This is a genomic window from Ruegeria sp. D1(2025), assembly GCF_056536425.1.
Genome location: NZ_JBQFPO010000001.1, coordinates 927,350 through 946,208, shown reverse-complemented (window position 1 = coordinate 946,208; position 18,859 = coordinate 927,350). Strand labels below are relative to the sequence as shown.

The following is an 18,859-nucleotide window of genomic DNA, read 5'->3' as shown; positions in this document are numbered from 1 at the left end:
GAGGTGCCGCAAAAGTGTCTGTACTTACAATCATTTCCGATTAGTATTTCGTTGTGAATTGATGCAATTTGTACGAGTTGGCGATCAAGTGGGATGAAATGCAGGATTTTGCATCAGAATTCAGCAAGGCGATGGCTCTGATCCTGAACGGGGATACAGAGCTTTGGGCGATCGTCCTGCTATCCCTGCGCGTTTCGATCTTTGCCGTGTTGATTTCAGCCGCCATCGGCATGCCCTTGGGTGCTGCTCTTGCCGTGGCTCGGTTTCCGGGACGCCGAGTGCTGATTGTTCTGATGAACGCCCTGATGGGTTTGCCGCCCGTGGTGGTCGGGTTGCTTGTCTATCTGATGTTGTCACAGTCAGGGCCATTGGGCGTCTTGCAGCTGCTTTACACACCAACCGCGATGATCATCGCGCAGGTGGTTCTGGTCACGCCCATCGTCGCTGCATTGACACGACAGGTGGTCGAGATGCTGGCCGAAGAGTATTCAGAGCAGTTGCGCTCGCTTGGCGTGTCGCGACTGGCCTCGGTTCCGGTCTTGTTGTGGGATGCCCGGCTGGCACTTGTCACGGCGTTGCTTGCGGGCTTCGGACGTGCGATTGCCGAGGTTGGCGCAGTGATCATCGTCGGCGGCAATATCAATCACGTGACGCGGGTCATGACGACCACCATCGCGCTTGAGACATCCAAGGGCAATCTGGCGCTTGCGCTGGCCCTTGGGGCGATCCTGATCGGAATTGCGGTAGCGGTAAATGCCATGGTCAGCGCGCTGAGCCTCAGGGCTGAACGGGAAGGATTACGCCATGCGTGATCTGGCCGGTGAAATGTATAGAACACTGCAGGTGAAGGATCTCAGGATCGCGCGCGATGGCAAGGACCTGCTGAACGTGCGAGAACTAACTTTGGACGGGCCTGGCCCGACGTTGATCCTCGGGCCGAACGGGGCGGGTAAAAGCCTTCTTCTCAGGTGCCTGCATGGGTTGATCGCGCCGGACGGCGGTCGGGTGTTTCAGGACAACGTGCCGCTGAATGCCGAACACATGACGCGTCAGGCGATGGTTTTTCAGCGGCCGGTTCTGTTGCGCCGCTCTGTTGCGGGCAATCTGGGCTTTGTGCTGAAACGACAGGGACTGAACCACGCTCAGCGCAGGGACCGAATTGCAGAGTTGCTGACCGAGGGCGGGCTGGAAGCCAAGGCGCGTCAAGCGGCACGATCCCTTTCCGGAGGTGAGGCGCAGCGATTGGCCATTCTTCGGGCACTGGCGACATTGCCCGATACACTGTTTCTGGACGAACCGACCAGCGCACTTGACCCAGGCGCGACGCAGAAAATCGAACAGATGATCTTGCGGGCTTCCATGCGGGGCGTCCGCATCGTGATGGTGACGCACGACATCGGTCAGGCCCGGCGATTGGCGGCAGATGTGGTCATGATGCAGGCTGGTCATGTGGTTGAACATGGCGCCGCCAATCAGGTACTTGAGGCGCCGACAAGCGAAGCCTCGCGACGCTACCTTGATGGCGGACTGGTCACTTGAAAACTCGACGGAGAACTGAATGATCCGAAACTTCATTCGGGCAGCGGTTGTAGCGTTTGGCCTGCAGCTTGCCCCCGCGCAGGCGGAAGCGCCGTTTATCATCGTTCAATCGACCACATCGACGCAGAACTCGGGCCTGTTGGATTACATCCTGCCGGGTTTTGAAGCGGAAACCGGAATTGATGTTCGGGTCGTGGCGGTCGGCACAGGGCAGGCGATCAGGAATGCGATCAATGGGGACGGCGATGTCCTTCTGGTGCACTCAAAGCCCGCCGAAGAGCAATTCGTTGCTGACGGCTGGGGCGTCGAACGCTTTGACGTCATGTACAATGACTTTGTGCTTGTAGGCCCCAAGTCGGATCCGGCCGGTATTCGCGGCGGCTCCGATGTTCTGGCCGCCCTGTCTGCGGTGGCCGAGGCCGAGGCCCCTTTCGCCTCGCGCGGGGATGACAGCGGAACCCACAAGGCCGAAATGCGTCATTGGGCCAGTGCAGGGATTGATCCGACCAAAGCGTCGGGTAGGTGGTACAGTGAAACGGGATCGGGAATGGGGGCCACGCTTAATGTGGCAAGCGGGTTGCAGGCCTATGCGCTGACGGATCGGGCCACCTGGCAGTCATTCGGAAACAAGGGCGATCTTGAAATTCTTGTCGAAGGTGATCCGCGCCTTTTCAACCAATACGGCATCATTCTGGTTAACCCGGAAAAGTACCCGGGTGTCAGGGCCGCTGCCGGGCAACGTTTTATCGATTGGCTGACAGGGCCTGACGGACAGGCCGCCATCGAGTCCTACCAGTTGGACGGACAACAGCTGTTCTTCCCAAACGCCAGATGAAAGCAGGCACTCAGCCACTGGCCCCGTTATGATGGACTGTCCCCATACGGGACAGATCGTACCCGCCGAATTCGGCTGCTCTGGTGGCAAATCGTTCTGATCGCAGGAATCCCAACAGCTTCTGCAGGGGAGCGTCAAAATAAGCGCGTCGCCAGATTGCAAGGTCCAGCCTCTCGGTATGCGTCGGGACAAAACCTAGATTATACAGTCCGGCCAAGGCCCCCAATCCGAATCCGACCTCGGCTTTGGCATCGTGCAGGGCCACAGCCAGTTCTTCCTCGGTTCGGGCGCAGGATGGCAGCGCGTCCAGATCATCCCGAGTGAGGCCGCAGGTGGACAGTTGACCGTCGAACAGATGTTGGCTTGCCGCACTATCCTGACGGAGTATGACCCGCCGCGCTTTCAGGTCCCCAAATTCCCTGATGCCCGACACGCCTGGGGCCAGCAACAGCCCGCGCTGTCTTTGCGCGATCTCGATAAGGACAACCGGTGCTTCGCCGAAGGTGTTGCGCATCGCCTGGGTGTTGAACCCGTTCTCTTCGTGGATATGCAACACGGCAGCCTGCGCGCTGCGATCTTTCAGGCGGTTCAGGCCGTCGAAAGACCCATCGTAATATGTTGCCAGACCCGATCCGCTTTCCCGCAAGGCCCAGTCCAGTAGGGGATCGTGACTGCCTGCGACAATCGGGGGAAGGGGCGGTTCCGCGACCTGCGGCCCGGATCTTGACGCGTTCAGCCAGGCGATGACCTCGGCCCGGGGGAACAGCAGCTTGCCCATCGCGCGCACGCAAGGCACCTCGCCCGAGGAGGCCAGATCATAGGCCTTCCGCTCACCAATGCGCAGCAGGTCGGCCAGTTCTTTTGTGGTAAGGTAGTGGGACATTCAGTCGAGGCGCACCGCGGAACCAGACCCTGCGTCCGCAGCACTGAACCCGGCCTGTTTCAGAGCATAAGGCGCGCTGACAGTGATAACGACCATCGCCGCAACGGCGGCAAGAAAGGCTTTCATGGTTCCCTCCAGCTCAGTTTTCCGGTGCGGTGGCGTGGCGCAGAAAGTCGATCAAATCCACTCTGTCCTGTGACCCGGCGATCCGCTGCATCGGCATCTTCGATCCCGGAATGTAATGGTCCGGACCCTGATCGAACAAGGCATTAATTGTGTCCTCATTCCAAACGATATCAGAGTCTTGCAGCGTGTCCGAGTAGAAATATCCGGGCAGGGTGCCTGCCTGCCGGCCAAAAACGCCGTGCAAAGTCGGTCCGGCCCGTCGTTCACTGTCGGGGGTCAAGCTGTGGCAGATCGAGCATTTTCGGGCAAACTGGCGTTCGCCATTGCTCATCTCATCAGGGTTTTTAAGGAAGCTGGGTTCGGCTGCAGCCATTTGTTCCTGATCCCCAAGGGCGGCGACGGGCCAGCTGTACATCGCCTCGTCAATGCCGCCGGCATGGATGTTCTGACCGTCCGACGAGAAGGCCAATGCCCAAACCGGCCCGCGCAAGGTTGCACGGAAATCCTGCGCGATGCGCCATTCTACCGTGTCGATCACCATGATGTAGCCTTCGCCATCGCCGACCGCCAAAAGGTTGCGATCGGGGCTAAGCGCCAGCGCAAGGATTGGACGGCGGTCGAGCGTAAAGTCGCGTTCTTCGTCGGTTGTCAGGTCCAGGATGCGCGTCACACCGTCCACGGCGCCATAGGCGATCCAGTTGTCAGTGGAGTTCAGAACCAGTTCGTTAATACCGAATCCGTGTTCGACCATCCGGTCAGTTTCCTGTCCACTGGCAACGTCCCAAACGCGCAATGTACCGTCCATGCCCGCCGAGTATAACGTGGCCCCATCCGGGGAAAAGGTAACGGCATTCACGCCGCTGCCCGCCTGAAGTGTCAGCGAGGCCGAACCATCTTCTGGCCAAATCCCGATGGTTCCGTCCCAACTGGCCGTGGCCACATGCGTCTTCGAGGCGGCAAGCCCAACGATCTTGCCTTTGTGTTGGCCAACGATCTCTCCGTCCGGCCAGCGACGCAGCGTGAAATCGTCTCCGGCGGAGTAGACAGCTCGGCCGTTGAAGGCGACGGAATTGACGGCGGCCTCGTGCCCTTCAAGCCATTCCGGCTTGCGGTCCGACCACAGCCCGACCGAGTTGTCGAAACTGGCAGTCGCAATCCGTCCGTCCGGCGCAGCGGCGATCCCCATGATCGGCCCGCCGTGACCCTTGAGCGTGAAAAACTCGGCCAAAGCCGGGAAGGGGATCAGGGCCAGTGCTATGACCAGCTTGCGCATCTATTCCGCGGGCGAGGCCGCTGCCTTGCCAGCCTCTTTTTCCTGGACGTCTTCCAGCCACAGCGAATGATGCTCGCGCGCCCATTGTTCCTCGACCTCGCCCGTGCCCATGGCGTCAAATGCGCCCTCCATGCCGACCGAGCCCAGATAGATATGGGCGATGATGATGGCGATGAACACATACGCGACCATCACGTGCCAGACTTGGGCATACTGCATCTCTTCCTGCGGGGACATCTGCTCGGGCAGGGTCAGGCCCAGCATTTGCGGAAGCCCGGTCGCATTGGCGACCGAGAAGGTCTTTGCGAACATCGGCAGTTCAAAGGGGAACAGAAGCGACAGACCGGACAAGCTAATTGAGACGCCAAGCAGGATACAGGCCCAGAAGATGATTTTTTGGCCCGCGTTGAACTTCCAGGCGGGCGGGTGACTGCCTTTGGAAAACAGGCCTCCTCCGGCAGCGAGCCATTTCAGGTCGGTCCGGTTGGGGATATTGTGGGCGATCCAGTTCACCGTGACGATGATCAGGCCAAGCATGAAAGCCCAGGCGAGGTTGTTGTGCAGCCATTTGCAACCTTGAGCAATCGTTGCAAACCCTTCCTTGCCGACAAGCGGGATCAGGAAGTCGCGGCCATATAGAGTCAGCAGACCCGTGACGCCGAGGATCAGGAACGACCCGGCAAACAGCCAATGGCCAAACCTTTCAAATCCATTGAAGCGGGTCACCGTGCGGCCGGTCCTTTCGCCATCGATGCGGATTTTCCCGCGGATCAGGAAAAACAATACGATGACCGCCAGCATTCCGCCCACGATATAGGTTCCGTATTCGCGCAGCGGTCCGGTTCGAAAGTTCAGCCACCACATACCGCTGTCTTGGATCAGTACTCCGGCCGCTGGCCCTTTGGACGACACCGTCACGTCTGCCGAGCCATAGCGAAGGGCGCGATAGACATCGCTGTCCGAGGCGACGCCGCGCGTCCCCAACTGGCCAAGCAAGCCTTCGGCGTTGCCTTGGCCGGTATTGTCCGAGCGATAGCTGTTATCCACCTTTTCGCCGCGCTGACGCGCCAGGATGTCTTCAAGCGTTGTCGCGCCGCCAGTCGCTGACCTGTCGGCAGGGGCGGGGGCTTGGGTTTCACTTGATTGGGCGACGGCGATCTGGGCCATCGAGAATGTCAGCAGCAATACGGTGAGCAAGCGGAACATCTGAACCTCGGTCAAAATCCCTAGTCAGACGACCCGGCGCAGCGGGTCGTCTGTTTGGTTCAAGAAAACGGTTTTATCCGTCTTTCTGGTCGTAGGCCGTGCCCCAACCCCAGGCGCCCGAGCCAAAGCCACGGGCGACGACGCGCTCGCGGTAGATGGCCGAGACCACATCGCCGTCACCGGCAAGCAGGGCCTTGGTGGAACACATTTCGGCGCAGATGGGCAGTTTGCCCTCGGCGATCCGATTGCGACCGTATTTGGCGAACTCTGCGGTCGAGTGCGTTTCCTCGGGGCCGCCGGCGCAGAAGGTACATTTGTCCATCTTGCCGCGCGATCCGAAGTTGCCAGCCTGCGGGTATTGCGGCGCGCCGAACGGGCACGCGTAGAAGCAATAGCCGCAGCCGATGCACAGGTCCTTGGAGTGCAGGACGACGCCTTCCTCGTTCTGATAGAAGCAGTCGACCGGGCACACCGCCATACACGGTGCATCCGAACAATGCATGCAGGCAACCGAGATCGAGCGTTCACCCGGATTACCGTCATTGATCGTCACCACCCTTCGGCGGTTGATGCCCCACGGCACCTCGTGTTCGTTCTTGCACGCGGTCACGCAGGCGTTGCACTCGATGCAGCGTTCAGCGTCGCAGAGAAACTTTGCTCTAGCCATTATCGTCCTCCTTACGCTGCCCAGATCTTGCAGAGAGTACACTTGGTCTCCTGCATCTGGGTCACTGAATCATAGCCATAGGTCTGGGCGGTGTTGGAACTTTCACCCAAGACATAGGGATCGGCACCAGCAGGGTATTTCGCCCTGAGGTCTTCGCCCTGGAAATGGCCGCCGAAGTGGAACGGCATGAAGGCCACGCCGGCACCGACCCTGTTGGTCAGCATCGCCATTACCTTGACCTTGCCACCTTCGGGACCTTCGACCCAGACCTGCGACCCGTCACGAATACCAAGGTTGTTAGCATCGCGCGGATTGATCTCGACGAACATGTCCTGCTGCAGTTCAGCCAGCCACGGGTTCGACCGCGTCTCATCACCGCCGCCTTCATATTCGACAAGACGACCTGACGTCAGGATTATCGGGTAATCCTTTGAAAAGTCGTTCTTCTGGATCGAAGCATAAAGGGTGGGCAGGCGATAGGCATGCCGGTCCTCGTAGGTCGGATAGTCCTCCACCAGATCGCGCCGGTTCGTATAGAGCGGTTCGCGATGCAGTGGGATCGGATCCGGGAAGGTCCAGACGACCGCGCGGGCCTTGGCGTTCCCGAAGGGCGCACAGCCATGAGCGATCGCGACCCGCTGGATACCGCCGGACAGGTCGGTCTTCCAGTTGGTCTCTGGTCCCGCAACGGCGTCGATAGCCGCGCGTTCCTCAGCGGTGAGGTCACCGTCCCAGCCAAGGTCCATCAGCATCTGCATCGTGAACTCGGGATAACCGTCCTGGATTTCCGATCCAACGCTATAGACACCTTCGGCCAGCAGGTTATCGCCGTCGCGTTCTACGCCAAAACGGGCGCGGAAGGTCAGGCCGCCTTCGGCCACCGGTTTGGACATATCATACAGGTTCGGTGTCCCCGTATGACCCATTTCCGGTGTTCCCCAGCAGGGCCAGGGCAGGCCATAGTACTCGCCGTCGTTGGGTCCGCCAATGGCTTGCAGCGTGGTTCTGTCGAACGTGTGCTGGTTGGCCATATGGCTTTTCAGACGTTCCGGCGACTGACCGGTGTAGCCGATGGTCCAGAGGCCCGAGTTGAACTCACGGGTGATGCTTTCAACATTCGGCGTTTCCGGGTCTTCCATCTCGATATTGCGGAAGAACCGATCCGCCCAGCCGAACTTGTTGGCGAACTTGGCCATGATGACCTCGTCCGGCAGGCTTTCGAACAGCGGATCAACCACCTTGTCGCGCCACTGCAGCGAACGGTTCGACGCCGTGACCGAGCCACGGGTTTCGAACTGCGTGCAGGCGGGCAACAGGTAGACCCCATCGGTGCGGTCATGCAGAACGGCCGAGACGGTGGGATACGGGTCGATCACGACCAGCATGTCCAACTTCTCCATCGCCGTTTTCATCTCCGGGCCTCGCGTTTGCGAGTTCGGAGCGTGACCCCACAGAACCATGGCACGGACGTTGTTGTCCTGATCCATGTTCGCCGGGTCTTCCAGGACACCGTCGATCCAGCGGGAGACCGGGATGCCACGTTCGTTCTGAAGTGGTTTGTCCTTGCCTTCCTTGTCCTTGATCGTGGCGAACTGGCCAGCCAGCCATTCCGGTTCTTCACCCCAGACGCGGGCCCAATGGCCCCAGGCGCCGGCTGACAGGCCATAGTAGCCGGGCAGGGTGTGTGACAGAACACCCAGGTCCGTCGCGCCCTGCACGTTGTCATGGCCGCGGAAGATGTTGGTCCCACCACCCGAGGTGCCCATGTTACCCAAGGCAAGCTGCAACACGCAGTATGCGCGTGTGTTGTTGTTGCCGTTGGTGTGCTGCGTACCGCCCATGCACCAGATCACGGTGCCGGGACGGTTGTTGGCCATGGTCCGCGCAACGCGCTTCAACTGCGAGCCCGGAGTACCGGTGACGCGCTCGACCTCATCCGGGTTCCACTTGGCAACCTCTTCACGGATCTGGTCCATGCCCCAGACACGGGTGCGGATGAACTCTTTGTCTTCCCAGCCGTTGTCGAATATGTGCCACAGGATACCCCAGATCAGCGCAACGTCTGTGCCGGGGCGGAAGCGGACATATTCATCTGCATGCGCCGCGGTGCGCGTAAAGCGCGGGTCGCAGACGATCAGCGGCGCGTTGTTCTGCTCTTTCGCGCGCAGAACATGCAGCAGTGAGACGGGGTGCGCCTCGGCCGGGTTGCCGCCGATGATGAAGATGGCCCGGGAATTGTGGATGTCGTTATACGAATTGGTCATGGCACCGTAGCCCCATGTATTCGCAACACCCGCAACAGTGGTAGAGTGGCAGATACGGGCCTGATGGTCCACGTTGTTCGTGCCCCAGTAGGCGGCGAACTTGCGGAACAGATAGGCCTGTTCGTTGTTATGCTTCGCGGACCCCAGCCAGTACACGCTGTCCGGTCCGGATTCCTCGCGGATGCTCATCATGCCGTCGCCGATCTCGTTGATCGCCTCTTCCCAGCTGATGCGCTTCCACTCGCCGCCTTCCTTTTTCATTGGATACTTGAGGCGACGCTCGCCGTGGGCATGCTCGCGGACCGAGGCCCCCTTGGCGCAGTGCGCACCCAGGTTGAACGGGCTGTCCCAACCGGGTTCTTGCCCGATCCAGACACCGTTCTGCACTTCGGCGACGACTGTACAGCCGACCGAACAGTGGGTGCATACGGATTTGATATTCTCAACGGCCTGGTTTGCCGCTGTCTGGGCGCTGGCTGGCGTCACGGTTCCACCCGTGGCGCTGATCGCGGCAAGGCCGCCGATCGTCAGGCCCGAGCCACGCAGGAATGCGCGGCGATCGACGGTTTTTTCGCCGACCTGGGACAGGATACTTGTCCGCTGGGGGCGTCTCGCAACCCCGTTGGTCTTTTTCCTAAGCATTGTTTTCCTCCCTTGCTGGCCATGTGAGCCATGGCTGGCTTGGTACTGCTGAAGCCGACGTCAGGGCCAATCGCAACCGTCAGTCGGGTGTGACGTCGTCCGGATCAGACCCGGGCGCTGTCGTCGCGGCTCAGAAGCGCGCGCTTTTCAAGTATGCGCGCGTATGCGCTGTGTCCTGAATCCGGGTCTCGTCCGTCGGCAGCTCGGCTGCCTCGGCTTTCCCGGTCAGGCTGGCGGCGGCAACGGCAGCGGGTGCTGCGGTACCGGCCAGTTTCAGGAAATCGCGGCGTGTGGCGCCGTCTTCCTTGGTCTTGCTCATGGGCTCCTCCTTCCCAATTGCGAATTAGCGCCGTTTGGGGCGCTGGCGAATGGCAGCAAGTTACGCTGCCGTCATCCGGAAAGCCTCCCGCTCGATCTCCATGAAAACCCGGCCTGCTGTTCCGACCGAGGCATAGAGAACCGAAGCTTCGGCGGCTTCGAGATCCGAATAGAAATGCATGGCCCATGGGCCGATGTGCTTGTTCCAGAACACCTTCTGGTCCTCCAGCGTGGCAGGCGCGCCAAAGCGCCCGACGATCATGCCCGCCATCATCTCCATCAGCGACGCGATGTTGTCCTCGGGTTCAAACACGTTTTGCGCCCGCGTAATCCCAAGCGCTGCCATGTCGTTGCGTAGATGGGCCAGTGGTTTCTCGTTCAGGAAACCCGTCAGGTAGAAGCTGGCATAAGGCAGCAACTCGCCCCGACCCAACCCGATGAACAGCGCATTGAATTCCCGTTCCGCCGCTGCGGGTTTGGTGACTTTGGCAACCCTTGCCATGGCCTGAATGGCCTTGCCCAGTTCAGTGTCGTCGCCACCCAATCCGGCCATCTGATCCAGCAGCAACTGATCCGGCGGGCCCGCCAACAGCAAACCAAGAAAGTTGTAGAAATCCGCGCGCAGTCGGTCTTCGGCCGAGACATCCAGGTTTTGCGCGTTGCTTGCGGTCATTGGGTTATCCTTCGAATTCAAACGTCATACGGCGCGGGGCAGGGGTTAGTTCGGTATCGTCAGGCGTATCGCTTTCTGCGACCTGTACAGGTTCCGGTCGCGTGTCGTCATCGAATGCGGGTTCGTCCCGGACCTCGGTGATCACCTCGTTCTCGCCTTCGGGTGGACGTTCTTCTTCATCACATTCGGCGGCCAGCGCCTCGACATGGGCCAGCATACCTTTGCCGACCTGATAGGCCGTCTGAATGTTCTCGATGACGCATGCGGCGTCCGTATAGTCCTCACCGTAGTCGACCAGCCCGTCCACATTGGCCAGAACCGGGTTCAATCGCCACAGGCGTCGCAATGCACGTCGGCGGAGGCGGTCGGGGACGGCCTGGGCCATGAACCCTGAAATGTCGTCACCGGGTTTCAGATCATCCGGGTCCGGCAGATCGAATGCGGCAAGAATCTCCGCATCTGACTTCTCTTCCAGCTCTGCCTGCTGTTCTGCCACTTTCTGCGCTTCGGAGGAGGTGCGTTCAGCCTCGGCTTCAGCCTGAACGGCAGCCTTGCGGCGGGACCAGAAATCGCGCACTTCCGTCATTGCACGATCCTCCGCGGCGCGCGATACACGTCCGAGGCCTGCCGAATGCGCGCATCCCCTTTTCCATCTTCCACCAGATCGGTCCGTTTCTTGTCGCGGCGGCGTTTGATGAACACCTCATCCCGGTGATGTTGCAGGGTAAAGTCGCGCACCCACGCAATCAGACCCTCGCTCATGGGGATTTTTTCGACGATCTCTTCTCCGGTATCTGCATAGTCCTGACCTTCAAAAGGAGAAGCCGTGATCAGAACCGCATTCAACGGATGATCTCCGTCAAGCTCGTCCCGCAAGACCAGATAGACCGACGGTTGAAATTCAGACAGGTTCACCATGTAGGCTTCGGTTTCGTCTGCCCAGAGCGTCAGCGGAAGGGTGGCTGCGTGGTACTCCACGGCTTCCCCCTCGCGGCGCAATTCCTTCCAATCTGCAGGTCCTGCTCCGGGCAAAGCCGCCACTGCACGCCAGCTCCACCGCGCCCAACGGGTCACACCCGGTGTTTTGCGCACAACAACGCCAACCGGCATTTCGATCTGATTTGCGGCCCTGGCCACCTAATCCTCCCCGAAAGGCTCTCCCCTGCCTTCCTTGGTGTCCACTATGGTACACAATACGGCTTTTCGCCAAGCATCTTATTGGCGCGAAACATGACAATTGATCACCACAAGTTTATTTTCTAACCAATTGGTAATTAATTTTGGTGTCCGGGCGAGGGTTATGCGGGGTTGATCCGGCGAATAAACCCTTCTTTGGTGCCGTGGACATTGCCTCACTGCGCATACGGCTTAATGTGCTGAGGGTGGGAAAGCGATGGGGATGGACATGGCCATAAAGATGCTGCTTTGCGATTGCGCGGGAACCCAGTCGCTGGATGCGGACAAGGTGGCCTCGGCCTGCGATGTGTCGTGTTCCAAAATTCACAGCGCGCTGTGCACGCGGGAACTGGAAGCCGCCGCCTCTGCGCTGAAAGGCGAGGATACGACAATCATAGCCTGCGGGCAGGAGCAGGACGTGTTTCGTGACCTTGCCGACGATCTGGGTGTTGAAACGCCCGGCTTTGTCGATCTGCGCGACCGCGCAGGATGGTCCGAACAGGGGCAGGATGCGGCACCCAAGATCGCCGCGCTGGCCGCCGAAGCACTGCTGCCGCAACCGATCACTCCCAGCGTCGATGTCGTTAGCGAGGGTACCTGCTTTGTCATTGGACCGGGCGAGGCCGCTTTTGCGCTGGCCGGGCGTTTGTCAGGTACTTTGGCGATCACGGTGCTGGCCACGGATGACGCTGTACCGGTCTCCAGATCGTTTGACGTCGTGCATGGGGAACTGCGCGCGCTGAATGGGGCGCTTGGTGCGTTCTCGCTGAAGCTGGACGGGTTGAGGCAGTTGAAACCCGGCGGGCGAGGCGCGTTCGGTTGGACCGACGCAAAGGATGGCGCGCGATCGGTCTGCGACATTGTGATCGACCTGACCGGCGGCACCCCATTTGTTCAGGCCCCGGCCAAGCGCGAAGGCTACCTGCGCGCTGATCCGCGCGATGCGCTGGCCGTCGAAAGGGTGGCGTTTGATGCGGCGCAATTGGTTGGAACGTTCGAAAAGCCGCTCTATGTTCGTCTCGATGAAACCCTTTGCGCCCATTCCCGGGCGGAACAGGTGGCTTGCACGAATTGTCTGGACATTTGTCCGACGGGTGCAATTACTCCGGCCGGAGAACACGTCGCAATAGATCCGATGATCTGCGCCGGATGCGGCGAATGTTCATCGGTTTGCCCGTCGACGGCGATCACCTACGAGGATCCGCCTCTGGCCGCTTTGCTGTCTCGGATGCATGTCCTGGCGCGCACCTACCGAAGGGCCGGAGGCATCGCTCCGCGTTTGCTGGTTCACGATGCCCATGGGGCCGAGATGATCCGGCTTGCTGCCCGGTTCGGTCGGGGCTTGCCTGCGGATGTGATCCCGCTGGAATTGAACGTGATCTCGGGCTTTGGTCATGCGGAAATGCTGGCCGGTCTGGCCCACGGTTTTGCACGAGTCGATGTCCTGCTTTCGCCAACGACCGAAAAGGACGCGCTGGACAAGGAACTGATGCTGGCGCAGGCCATTGCCGATCCCGAGTGTCTTGGTGTGATTGATGAAACAGACCCGGATGCACTGTCTGACCGTCTTTACGATCAGCATGTCCCGCAGGCTTTGACCGATCCGGTCCTGCCCTTGGGAAATCGCCGGCAGGTCGCGCGACTGGCAGCGCAGGCGCTGAACCCTGGCGCCGATGAGCCGATCACTTTGCCACAGGACGCGCCATATGGGGCCATTGCTGTTGATACGGATGCCTGCACGCTGTGTTTGAGCTGCGTGTCGTTGTGCCCGTCCGGCGCATTGGTCGACAACCCGGATATGCCGCAACTGAATTTCCAGCAGGACGCGTGTTTGCAGTGTGGCCTGTGTCGGACGATCTGCCCCGAAAAAGCGATTGCTCTGGTCCCGCAGCTGGACCTGAGTGACAAGGCCCTGTCTCAGCAGGTGTTGAACGAGGAAGAACCCTTTGCCTGCGTCGAGTGTGGAGCGTTGTTCGGTGTGAAGTCCACGGTCGAGCGCATTTTGGACAAACTGTCGGGAAGCCATCCGATGTTTGCCTCATCCGAACAGGCGCGGATGATCCAGATGTGCGACAATTGCCGTGTAAATGCGCAGTTTCAGCACCAGGACAATCCTTTTCAATCCAGCCCAAGGCCGCGTGTTGTCACCACCGAGGACTACTTCTCGAAGCGAAAGGATCACTGATGCTGCAGTGGCGCGCCCAGATCGGCCGCGCGGATGTTCGATACGAAGGCGAGTATGGCCTCCAAGTCCTCCAGCGTGATTTCGACCGGGTGAATAGGCGAGGGCCGGGTCGGATCGAAAGGAGGTGTCAGCCCCGCGATTTGCGTGAACGAAGGGTGCGGGTTCAGCGCAAAGAAGGCTTCGAACCGCTCCGACCAGTCGGGCATGGCGCGCAGAACCGCAAAGGACGGGGTCGAGCCCAAACCGTTCATGCGGTTGCGCGGACCAATAACATGACACCTTCCGCAATGGGTAAACGACAGCTCGCGCCCGATCTCAGTGTTCGCGTTCGTTGCCGTTTCTTCTGCAGTTTCAACGGTGTCAAACTGCGTATCGAAAGGAGAGCCCTGATCCGGCACAAAGCTTTCGATCGTGCGCTTTCCAATGTCCGAAAGCATCCAGTCCTCAAACCGGACCTGGCGAGGGTCATCCTGAATACGAAGATGGTAGGTGACGCCATCCCGGGCAAAGACGGGCTTACCCGGCGGGGAGGCCGCCACAGACATTATCCCGTTTTCATCGGCGATAACCCGGATTCCGGTCTTGAGGGAAAAGCGCGGAAGAATATGTTGCAGTAGACCCGATTCCCTCACCTGATCCGGAGCCGCAAGCCCAAGCGCCTCTTGCGATAACGAAGGGGTGGCAGACAGCGACAGGCTCAGGCACAAAAGGATGGCACGCATTCCCCAAGCCTAGCGGCGACTGGCGGATAGCGTCAAATAAACTGAAAAAGACGGAGACACATGCAATGACAGGCGATACCCACACTATGGGGCGGAACAAGGAAACAGGTGCATGAGTGTTCGTGACGCGGTTCTGGCGAACCTGAAAAAGATCACCGACCCGGTTTCGGGTCAGGACATCGTCAGTGCAGGTGTGGTGCGCGCCCTGAATGTCGAAGGTGAAACCGTTCGTTTCGTGCTGGAGATCGACCCGAAACAGGCCGAGCGGATGGAGCCGGTGCGTGCCGCCGCCGAACAGGCCGCGAAAATGGTCGAGGGCGTTGAAAAGGTATCCGCGATGATGACCGCGCATTCCGAAAAGGCGCCGCCGGATCTGAAGCCGAAACCCAAGCCTTCGCAAACGGGGCCACAGCCGGTTGCGGGTGTTGACCGGATCATCGCGGTGGCATCTGGCAAGGGCGGGGTCGGTAAATCGACTGTTTCCGCCAATCTGGCCTGCGCACTGGCCGCCGAAGGTCGCCGTGTTGGACTGTTGGATGCGGATGTTTACGGGCCATCGCAGCCGCGTATGCTGGGGGTTTCCGGACGACCGGCAAGCCCTGACGGAAAAACGATCCTGCCGTTGCGCAATCACGGTGTCACCATGATGTCGATGGGCCTGATGACCAACGAAGGGCAGGCGGTTGTATGGCGTGGCCCAATGCTGATGGGTGCGCTGCAGCAGATGATGAACCAGGTGCAATGGGGTGCACTGGATGTGCTGATCGTCGATCTGCCGCCCGGCACCGGCGACGTGCAACTGACGCTAAGCCAGAAATTCCGGGTGGATGGCGCCATCGTCGTGTCAACTCCGCAGGATGTGGCGCTGATCGACGCCCGCAAAGGCATCGACATGTTCAATCAGCTCAAAACGCCCATCGTGGGGATGATCGAGAACATGTCGACCCATATCTGTTCGAATTGCGGACATGAGGAGCATGTATTCGGACACGGCGGAGTGGCCTCCGAAGCCGCTGCGCTGGGCGTTCCGCTGCTGGGGGAAATTCCGCTGCATTTGGACATTCGCGTCGCAGCCGATGGCGGTGCGCCGATCGTGGTCAGCAAGCCAGACAGTCCGCAGGCCGAGGCGTTCCGCAAGATCGCCCGCGACATGATCGCCAAGGGCCAGGCATGACCGAGCCGGTCTTCCCCCCATTGCTGACCGGACATCCGGTTCAGGGCGGGGAAGACCCGTTTGACCGCGCGCAGGCCATGGCTGCGCTGGGCTGTGACGCGGGCGCGGTCGTTTACAATATTCAGGCAGACCGTCTGCGGGTTGCGATTGTCTTCGCGCCCGAGGTGCCGCTGCAGGACGCAATGGCAATGCTTCCGTTGTGCGCGGTGGGTTTTCAGAACGCTTTGGGCGCGCTGGCCCCGCCCGAGGTTGCCGTACATCTGGGCTGGGACGGTTTGGTCTGCGTGAACGGGGCCCGGTGTGGGCAGTTTCGGGCCGCTGCTTCTGCCAATAGTTCGGAAGAAGTCCCTGACTGGTTGGTGATCGGGTGGGAACTGGCCTTGTTGCAGACAAGCGATGCACCCGGGGAAAACCCTGATGTCACCGCGCTGTATGACGAAGGCTGTGCCGAAGTCGGCCCGGTGCAGTTGGTCGAAAGCTGGTCGCGTCACATGCTGACCTGGCTCAATCGCTGGCAAGAGGACGGCAACGGCCCGTTGCACGCAGAATGGATGGGACTTCTGCGCGGCGTGGGTGAGCCGATTGAAGAACAGGGCGTGTTCCTTGGCACTGATGAAAGGTTCGGTATGCTGATCCGCAAGGGTTCGGACGCCCAACTGCGCCCACTGACTGAATTGCTGGAGGCATCCTGATGAAATTGGCCCGTGCCATTCACTTTGACGAAAGTGACATGAATGTCTTTCAGTCGCCTGCGCGCACCGGTGAATGGTGCATTTCGGGCGGGTTCGAGTTTTCGAACTGGGGGTCGGCTGATCTGGCAGGCAAGGCGCGGCAGGCCTTTGCCAACGGCTGGCTGGGGCTTGAGACATTCGGACGGGTGACATTCGTCGCCGTTACCAACGTCGAACCATCCGAACTTGAACAGATCGCACAGAACCTTGCGGATCATTTCGTCCGTTTCTACGGAGCCCCGTCAATCGATGCAGCCCTGGGCGTTGCACAGGCCGAAATTGACCATATGTCCGGCCTGTGTGAAGAACACGCGCCCAACACGCTGCTGACCGTTGCTCGCGAGTTGACCGATTCAGGTGTTCATGAAGCGTTTCGCGTCATCGTTCCCCAAGATGCTGAACTTGAGGCGCTTGCCGTTCATGGGTCTCTGGACGAATAGCGTTCAGATCGTATCGACAAAACCACCGAACTGACCGCGTTTGAAAATCAGGCCCTGACCTGTCCGGTACATCGCGGTTTCAACGCGGCCCACCAAGATCAAGTGATCGCCCGCTTCGTGCCGGTCATGCAGATGGCAATCAAACCGCGCCAGACAGCCGTGCAGCTGGGGACGACCTGCAGGATCCGCGCTCCAGTCTGCATGCGAGAAATCAAAGCCGTTTCGGGCAAACTTCAATGCCTGATCCTGCTGCTCCTGCGCCATGACGTGGATCGAATAGTCCGTGCATGCGCTGAAGGCGTCAAAGCGGTTGGAATCCTTGGCAAGGCACCACAGAACCAGCGGGGGATCCAGCGACACCGAGGAAAAGGAATTCACGGTAATGGCGCGCGGCCCTGCGGCCGTGTTGGTCGTGATGACCGTCACACCTGTGCCGAAACAGCCCAACGCCTGTCGAAAGGCGTTGCTGTGATCCGGGCCGGGGGTGAAGGTTCTATCCGTCATTGCGCGCTCGTGTTTTAGACGCGCATCAGGTGCCATGAGCGGTCGGGTTTGTCCATGGAAAGGTGAAAATGGCGTGAATATTTACGCGTCAGTTCAGATCTTCCAGCAATCGCCCATGTTTGCGTGTTTCGACCAGAACATCGCCAAATGTCACCATCCCGCGTGCCCGAAGCATGGGCAGCATCTTGACCAGAGCCTCGGCCGTCGCGACGGCGTCACCCAATGCCGTATGGCGCAGCGCCTCCGGGATTGTGATGTCCAGTCGCTCGCATAGTGCATCCAGGGTGTGTGTGTCGCTGGCACCGAACAGCACAGCCGACAGCAGGACCGTGTCCAAAATCAGGTGGTTCCATTCCACACCCATGCGTTTCTCATGCCGGCGCATAAACGCCATATCGAACGGAGCGTTGTGGGCCACAATGACCGCATCATGAGCGAACTGATGAAAAACGCGCCCAGCCTGGGCAATGTCCGGAGCCCCCTGGACCATGTGGTCGCTGACCTTGTGCACCTTGGTCGAAGCCGGAGGGATCGGAATTCCGGGGTTGACCAGCAAATCCAGATGCTCACCTTCGACGATCCGGCCCTTGACCACCCGGACTGCGCCGATCTGCACAACTTCATCCTTGTGCGGCAGCAGGCCCGTGGTCTCGGTATCGAACACCACGAAACACAGGTCGGTCAGGGCGCGATGTTCGAATTCTACATCGGTGGCTCCGTCCAACAGATCGAAATTGTAAACCAGCGGGCGGGCGGCCTCGGGCGGGATATTGGCGGCGCTGTCGTCGAAGATCAGCATGTAGCCGGGCGCATGGCCCAGGGGTTTCATACGCGCGGCATAGCTTTGGTTGCCATCAATGCTGGCCAGCGTACATGCGACCTCGAGCCCGGTCTTGCACATCTTCTCATACGCCGCTGTCAGCGGGTTCGGCTGCAGATACTCGAAAAGAGAGGCGTTCAGCCTAGGATGGGAAATCTGGGCCAAAACCTCGGCGGCCTGCGCGTCGTAGAGAACGATTTTATGGGTCGGACCAGCCAGCAGCATTGCCACCGGAATTTCCGTCAACAGCGCCGTAAGCTTCCGCTTTTCAGCCGCGAGATGAGCAGTTTCCGCAGCGACGGCTTCGGCGATATCAAGGGTCTTGTCAGTGAGCCGATCCGCAAGCCCTGCCGCTGCCGGGGCCAGATCCCCCAAATACCGCGCGGCCTGAAGGTCAAGGTCGCTGCTGACACCGGCATGCGCACGGGCGCGCAGTTCAGCCGACAAGCGCTCGATCGGTTTTGCGACATTGTCGTCAAACAACAGCCAGACTCCGACACTTAGCGCCAAAAGGCCAAAGGCGATAAGAATACCGGCAAAAACAAACGCATTGGCCAGGTCCGGGTTGCCCGTTCGTGCGTATCCGACCCACAGGGCTGCAATGCAGACGGTCAATCCGCCAAGTGCCAGCAGACAGAAGAACAGGAATACTCTCAGGCGCAGGCTCAGCCGGGTCAGCAT

At 59.9% G+C, this 18,859-nt stretch carries 20 protein-coding genes; 7 read left to right on the top strand and 13 right to left on the bottom strand.

What is annotated here, in order from left to right; all coding sequences use genetic code 11:
* Positions 1-98 precede the first annotated feature (98 nt).
* From ACR1XU_RS04770 to ACR1XU_RS04760, 3 genes are read left to right on the top strand one after another with little or no spacing between them, the layout of a single operon-like run.
* Positions 99-812 (top strand): ABC transporter permease, encoded by a 714-nt coding sequence (locus tag ACR1XU_RS04770; RefSeq protein ID WP_480907727.1) that lies wholly within the window; start codon positions 99-101, stop codon positions 810-812.
* A complete protein-coding gene (locus ACR1XU_RS04765; protein WP_480907725.1) occupies positions 805-1,539 on the top strand; it encodes an ATP-binding cassette domain-containing protein in 735 nt (244 codons plus the stop codon). The genes ACR1XU_RS04770 and ACR1XU_RS04765 overlap by 8 nt, the downstream gene beginning before the upstream one ends.
* Before the next feature lie 19 nt (positions 1,540-1,558).
* Positions 1,559-2,374 carry an ABC transporter substrate-binding protein gene (locus tag ACR1XU_RS04760; RefSeq protein ID WP_480489696.1) on the top strand — a complete coding sequence of 272 codons (816 nt, stop codon included), beginning with the start codon at positions 1,559-1,561 and terminating at the stop codon, positions 2,372-2,374.
* Between the two features lie 10 nt (positions 2,375-2,384).
* On the opposite strand, the gene ACR1XU_RS04755 is transcribed toward ACR1XU_RS04760, so the two are convergent.
* From ACR1XU_RS04755 to ACR1XU_RS04710, 10 genes are all read right to left on the bottom strand, one after another.
* Positions 2,385-3,257 (bottom strand): substrate-binding domain-containing protein, encoded by an 873-nt coding sequence (locus ACR1XU_RS04755; protein WP_480907723.1) that lies wholly within the window; start codon positions 3,255-3,257, stop codon positions 2,385-2,387.
* Positions 3,258-3,383: a hypothetical protein gene (locus ACR1XU_RS04750; protein WP_321253456.1), complete on the bottom strand. Its 126-nt coding sequence runs from the start codon at positions 3,381-3,383 to the stop codon at positions 3,258-3,260.
* 13 nt (positions 3,384-3,396) lie between these two features.
* Positions 3,397-4,656: a c-type cytochrome gene (locus ACR1XU_RS04745; protein ID WP_480907722.1), complete on the bottom strand. Its 1,260-nt coding sequence runs from the start codon at positions 4,654-4,656 to the stop codon at positions 3,397-3,399.
* Entirely contained in the window at positions 4,657-5,862 is a 1,206-nt protein-coding gene (locus tag ACR1XU_RS04740) for a formate dehydrogenase subunit gamma (RefSeq protein ID WP_480907720.1), read from the bottom strand. It abuts the gene before it with no gap.
* A gap of 73 nt (positions 5,863-5,935) precedes the next feature.
* Positions 5,936-6,529 carry a formate dehydrogenase FDH3 subunit beta gene (gene fdh3B, locus ACR1XU_RS04735; RefSeq protein WP_037307340.1) on the bottom strand — a complete coding sequence of 198 codons (594 nt, stop codon included), beginning with the start codon at positions 6,527-6,529 and terminating at the stop codon, positions 5,936-5,938.
* 11 nt (positions 6,530-6,540) lie between these two features.
* Positions 6,541-9,435 (bottom strand): formate dehydrogenase subunit alpha, encoded by a 2,895-nt coding sequence (locus ACR1XU_RS04730; protein WP_170806187.1) that lies wholly within the window; start codon positions 9,433-9,435, stop codon positions 6,541-6,543.
* A gap of 130 nt (positions 9,436-9,565) precedes the next feature.
* Positions 9,566-9,754, bottom strand: coding sequence for a ubiquinol-cytochrome c reductase iron-sulfur subunit N-terminal domain-containing protein (locus tag ACR1XU_RS04725; RefSeq protein ID WP_170676697.1), 189 nt, complete (start codon positions 9,752-9,754; stop codon positions 9,566-9,568).
* A gap of 60 nt (positions 9,755-9,814) precedes the next feature.
* On the bottom strand, positions 9,815-10,426 hold the full coding sequence (locus tag ACR1XU_RS04720) for a TorD/DmsD family molecular chaperone (protein WP_480907718.1): 612 nt from the start codon (positions 10,424-10,426) through the stop codon (positions 9,815-9,817).
* Positions 10,427-10,430: 4 nt separating this feature from the next.
* Positions 10,431-11,012: a DUF3306 domain-containing protein gene (locus ACR1XU_RS04715; RefSeq protein ID WP_480525991.1), complete on the bottom strand. Its 582-nt coding sequence runs from the start codon at positions 11,010-11,012 to the stop codon at positions 10,431-10,433.
* Positions 11,009-11,563 carry a DUF3305 domain-containing protein gene (locus ACR1XU_RS04710; RefSeq protein ID WP_480907716.1) on the bottom strand — a complete coding sequence of 185 codons (555 nt, stop codon included), beginning with the start codon at positions 11,561-11,563 and terminating at the stop codon, positions 11,009-11,011. The genes ACR1XU_RS04715 and ACR1XU_RS04710 overlap by 4 nt, the downstream gene beginning before the upstream one ends.
* Positions 11,564-11,831: 268 nt before the next feature.
* On the opposite strand from ACR1XU_RS04710, the gene ACR1XU_RS04705 reads away from it, so the two are divergent.
* On the top strand, positions 11,832-13,787 hold the full coding sequence (locus ACR1XU_RS04705) for a 4Fe-4S binding protein (RefSeq protein ID WP_480907715.1): 1,956 nt from the start codon (positions 11,832-11,834) through the stop codon (positions 13,785-13,787).
* On the opposite strand, the gene ACR1XU_RS04700 is transcribed toward ACR1XU_RS04705, so the two are convergent.
* Positions 13,781-14,509 (bottom strand): hypothetical protein, encoded by a 729-nt coding sequence (locus tag ACR1XU_RS04700; protein WP_480907713.1) that lies wholly within the window; start codon positions 14,507-14,509, stop codon positions 13,781-13,783. The genes ACR1XU_RS04705 and ACR1XU_RS04700 overlap by 7 nt on opposite strands.
* 112 nt (positions 14,510-14,621) lie before the next feature.
* Here ACR1XU_RS04700 and ACR1XU_RS04695 point away from each other — a divergent pair, with 112 nt between their 5' ends.
* From ACR1XU_RS04695 to ACR1XU_RS04685, 3 genes are read left to right on the top strand one after another with little or no spacing between them, the layout of a single operon-like run.
* Positions 14,622-15,683 carry an Mrp/NBP35 family ATP-binding protein gene (locus ACR1XU_RS04695; RefSeq protein WP_321253432.1) on the top strand — a complete coding sequence of 354 codons (1,062 nt, stop codon included), beginning with the start codon at positions 14,622-14,624 and terminating at the stop codon, positions 15,681-15,683.
* The gene (locus ACR1XU_RS04690) at positions 15,680-16,375 is read left to right on the top strand and encodes a biotin/lipoate--protein ligase family protein (RefSeq protein ID WP_480907711.1); all 696 of its coding nucleotides are present in this window, start codon (positions 15,680-15,682) and stop codon (positions 16,373-16,375) included. The genes ACR1XU_RS04695 and ACR1XU_RS04690 overlap by 4 nt, the downstream gene beginning before the upstream one ends.
* A complete protein-coding gene (locus ACR1XU_RS04685) occupies positions 16,375-16,854 on the top strand; it encodes a DUF6505 family protein (protein ID WP_480907709.1) in 480 nt (159 codons plus the stop codon). Before ACR1XU_RS04690 ends, ACR1XU_RS04685 begins: the two co-directional genes overlap by 1 nt.
* Before the next feature lie 3 nt (positions 16,855-16,857).
* Here ACR1XU_RS04685 and ACR1XU_RS04680 read toward each other — a convergent pair whose 3' ends face one another.
* Entirely contained in the window at positions 16,858-17,358 is a 501-nt protein-coding gene (locus tag ACR1XU_RS04680) for a flavin reductase family protein (protein ID WP_480907708.1), read from the bottom strand.
* A gap of 88 nt (positions 17,359-17,446) precedes the next feature.
* Positions 17,447-18,859: a 3'-5' exonuclease gene (locus tag ACR1XU_RS04675; RefSeq protein WP_480907707.1), complete on the bottom strand. Its 1,413-nt coding sequence runs from the start codon at positions 18,857-18,859 to the stop codon at positions 17,447-17,449.

Bases quoted from the DNA above. Each gene is read 5' to 3' on its own strand.
- ACR1XU_RS04715 (WP_480525991.1), bottom strand. From the start codon at position 11,012: ATGACGGAAGTGCGCGATTTCTGGTCCCGCCGCAAGGCTGCCGTTCAG.
- ACR1XU_RS04740 (WP_480907720.1), bottom strand. From the start codon at position 5,862: ATGTTCCGCTTGCTCACCGTATTGCTGCTGACATTCTCGATGGCCCAG.
- ACR1XU_RS04700 (WP_480907713.1), bottom strand. From the start codon at position 14,509: ATGCGTGCCATCCTTTTGTGCCTGAGCCTGTCGCTGTCTGCCACCCCT.
- ACR1XU_RS04695 (WP_321253432.1), top strand. From the start codon at position 14,622: ATGAGTGTTCGTGACGCGGTTCTGGCGAACCTGAAAAAGATCACCGAC.
- ACR1XU_RS04750 (WP_321253456.1), bottom strand. From the start codon at position 3,383: ATGAAAGCCTTTCTTGCCGCCGTTGCGGCGATGGTCGTTATCACTGTC.
- fdh3B (WP_037307340.1), bottom strand. From the start codon at position 6,529: ATGGCTAGAGCAAAGTTTCTCTGCGACGCTGAACGCTGCATCGAGTGC.
- ACR1XU_RS04705 (WP_480907715.1), top strand. From the start codon at position 11,832: ATGGCCATAAAGATGCTGCTTTGCGATTGCGCGGGAACCCAGTCGCTG.
- ACR1XU_RS04755 (WP_480907723.1), bottom strand. From the start codon at position 3,257: ATGTCCCACTACCTTACCACAAAAGAACTGGCCGACCTGCTGCGCATT.
- ACR1XU_RS04770 (WP_480907727.1), top strand. From the start codon at position 99: ATGCAGGATTTTGCATCAGAATTCAGCAAGGCGATGGCTCTGATCCTG.
- ACR1XU_RS04725 (WP_170676697.1), bottom strand. From the start codon at position 9,754: ATGAGCAAGACCAAGGAAGACGGCGCCACACGCCGCGATTTCCTGAAA.
- ACR1XU_RS04720 (WP_480907718.1), bottom strand. From the start codon at position 10,426: ATGACCGCAAGCAACGCGCAAAACCTGGATGTCTCGGCCGAAGACCGA.
- ACR1XU_RS04745 (WP_480907722.1), bottom strand. From the start codon at position 4,656: ATGCGCAAGCTGGTCATAGCACTGGCCCTGATCCCCTTCCCGGCTTTG.
- ACR1XU_RS04675 (WP_480907707.1), bottom strand. From the start codon at position 18,859: ATGCTGACCCGGCTGAGCCTGCGCCTGAGAGTATTCCTGTTCTTCTGT.
- ACR1XU_RS04760 (WP_480489696.1), top strand. From the start codon at position 1,559: ATGATCCGAAACTTCATTCGGGCAGCGGTTGTAGCGTTTGGCCTGCAG.
- ACR1XU_RS04730 (WP_170806187.1), bottom strand. From the start codon at position 9,435: ATGCTTAGGAAAAAGACCAACGGGGTTGCGAGACGCCCCCAGCGGACA.
- ACR1XU_RS04765 (WP_480907725.1), top strand. From the start codon at position 805: ATGCGTGATCTGGCCGGTGAAATGTATAGAACACTGCAGGTGAAGGAT.
- ACR1XU_RS04680 (WP_480907708.1), bottom strand. From the start codon at position 17,358: ATGACGGATAGAACCTTCACCCCCGGCCCGGATCACAGCAACGCCTTT.
- ACR1XU_RS04690 (WP_480907711.1), top strand. From the start codon at position 15,680: ATGACCGAGCCGGTCTTCCCCCCATTGCTGACCGGACATCCGGTTCAG.
- ACR1XU_RS04685 (WP_480907709.1), top strand. From the start codon at position 16,375: ATGAAATTGGCCCGTGCCATTCACTTTGACGAAAGTGACATGAATGTC.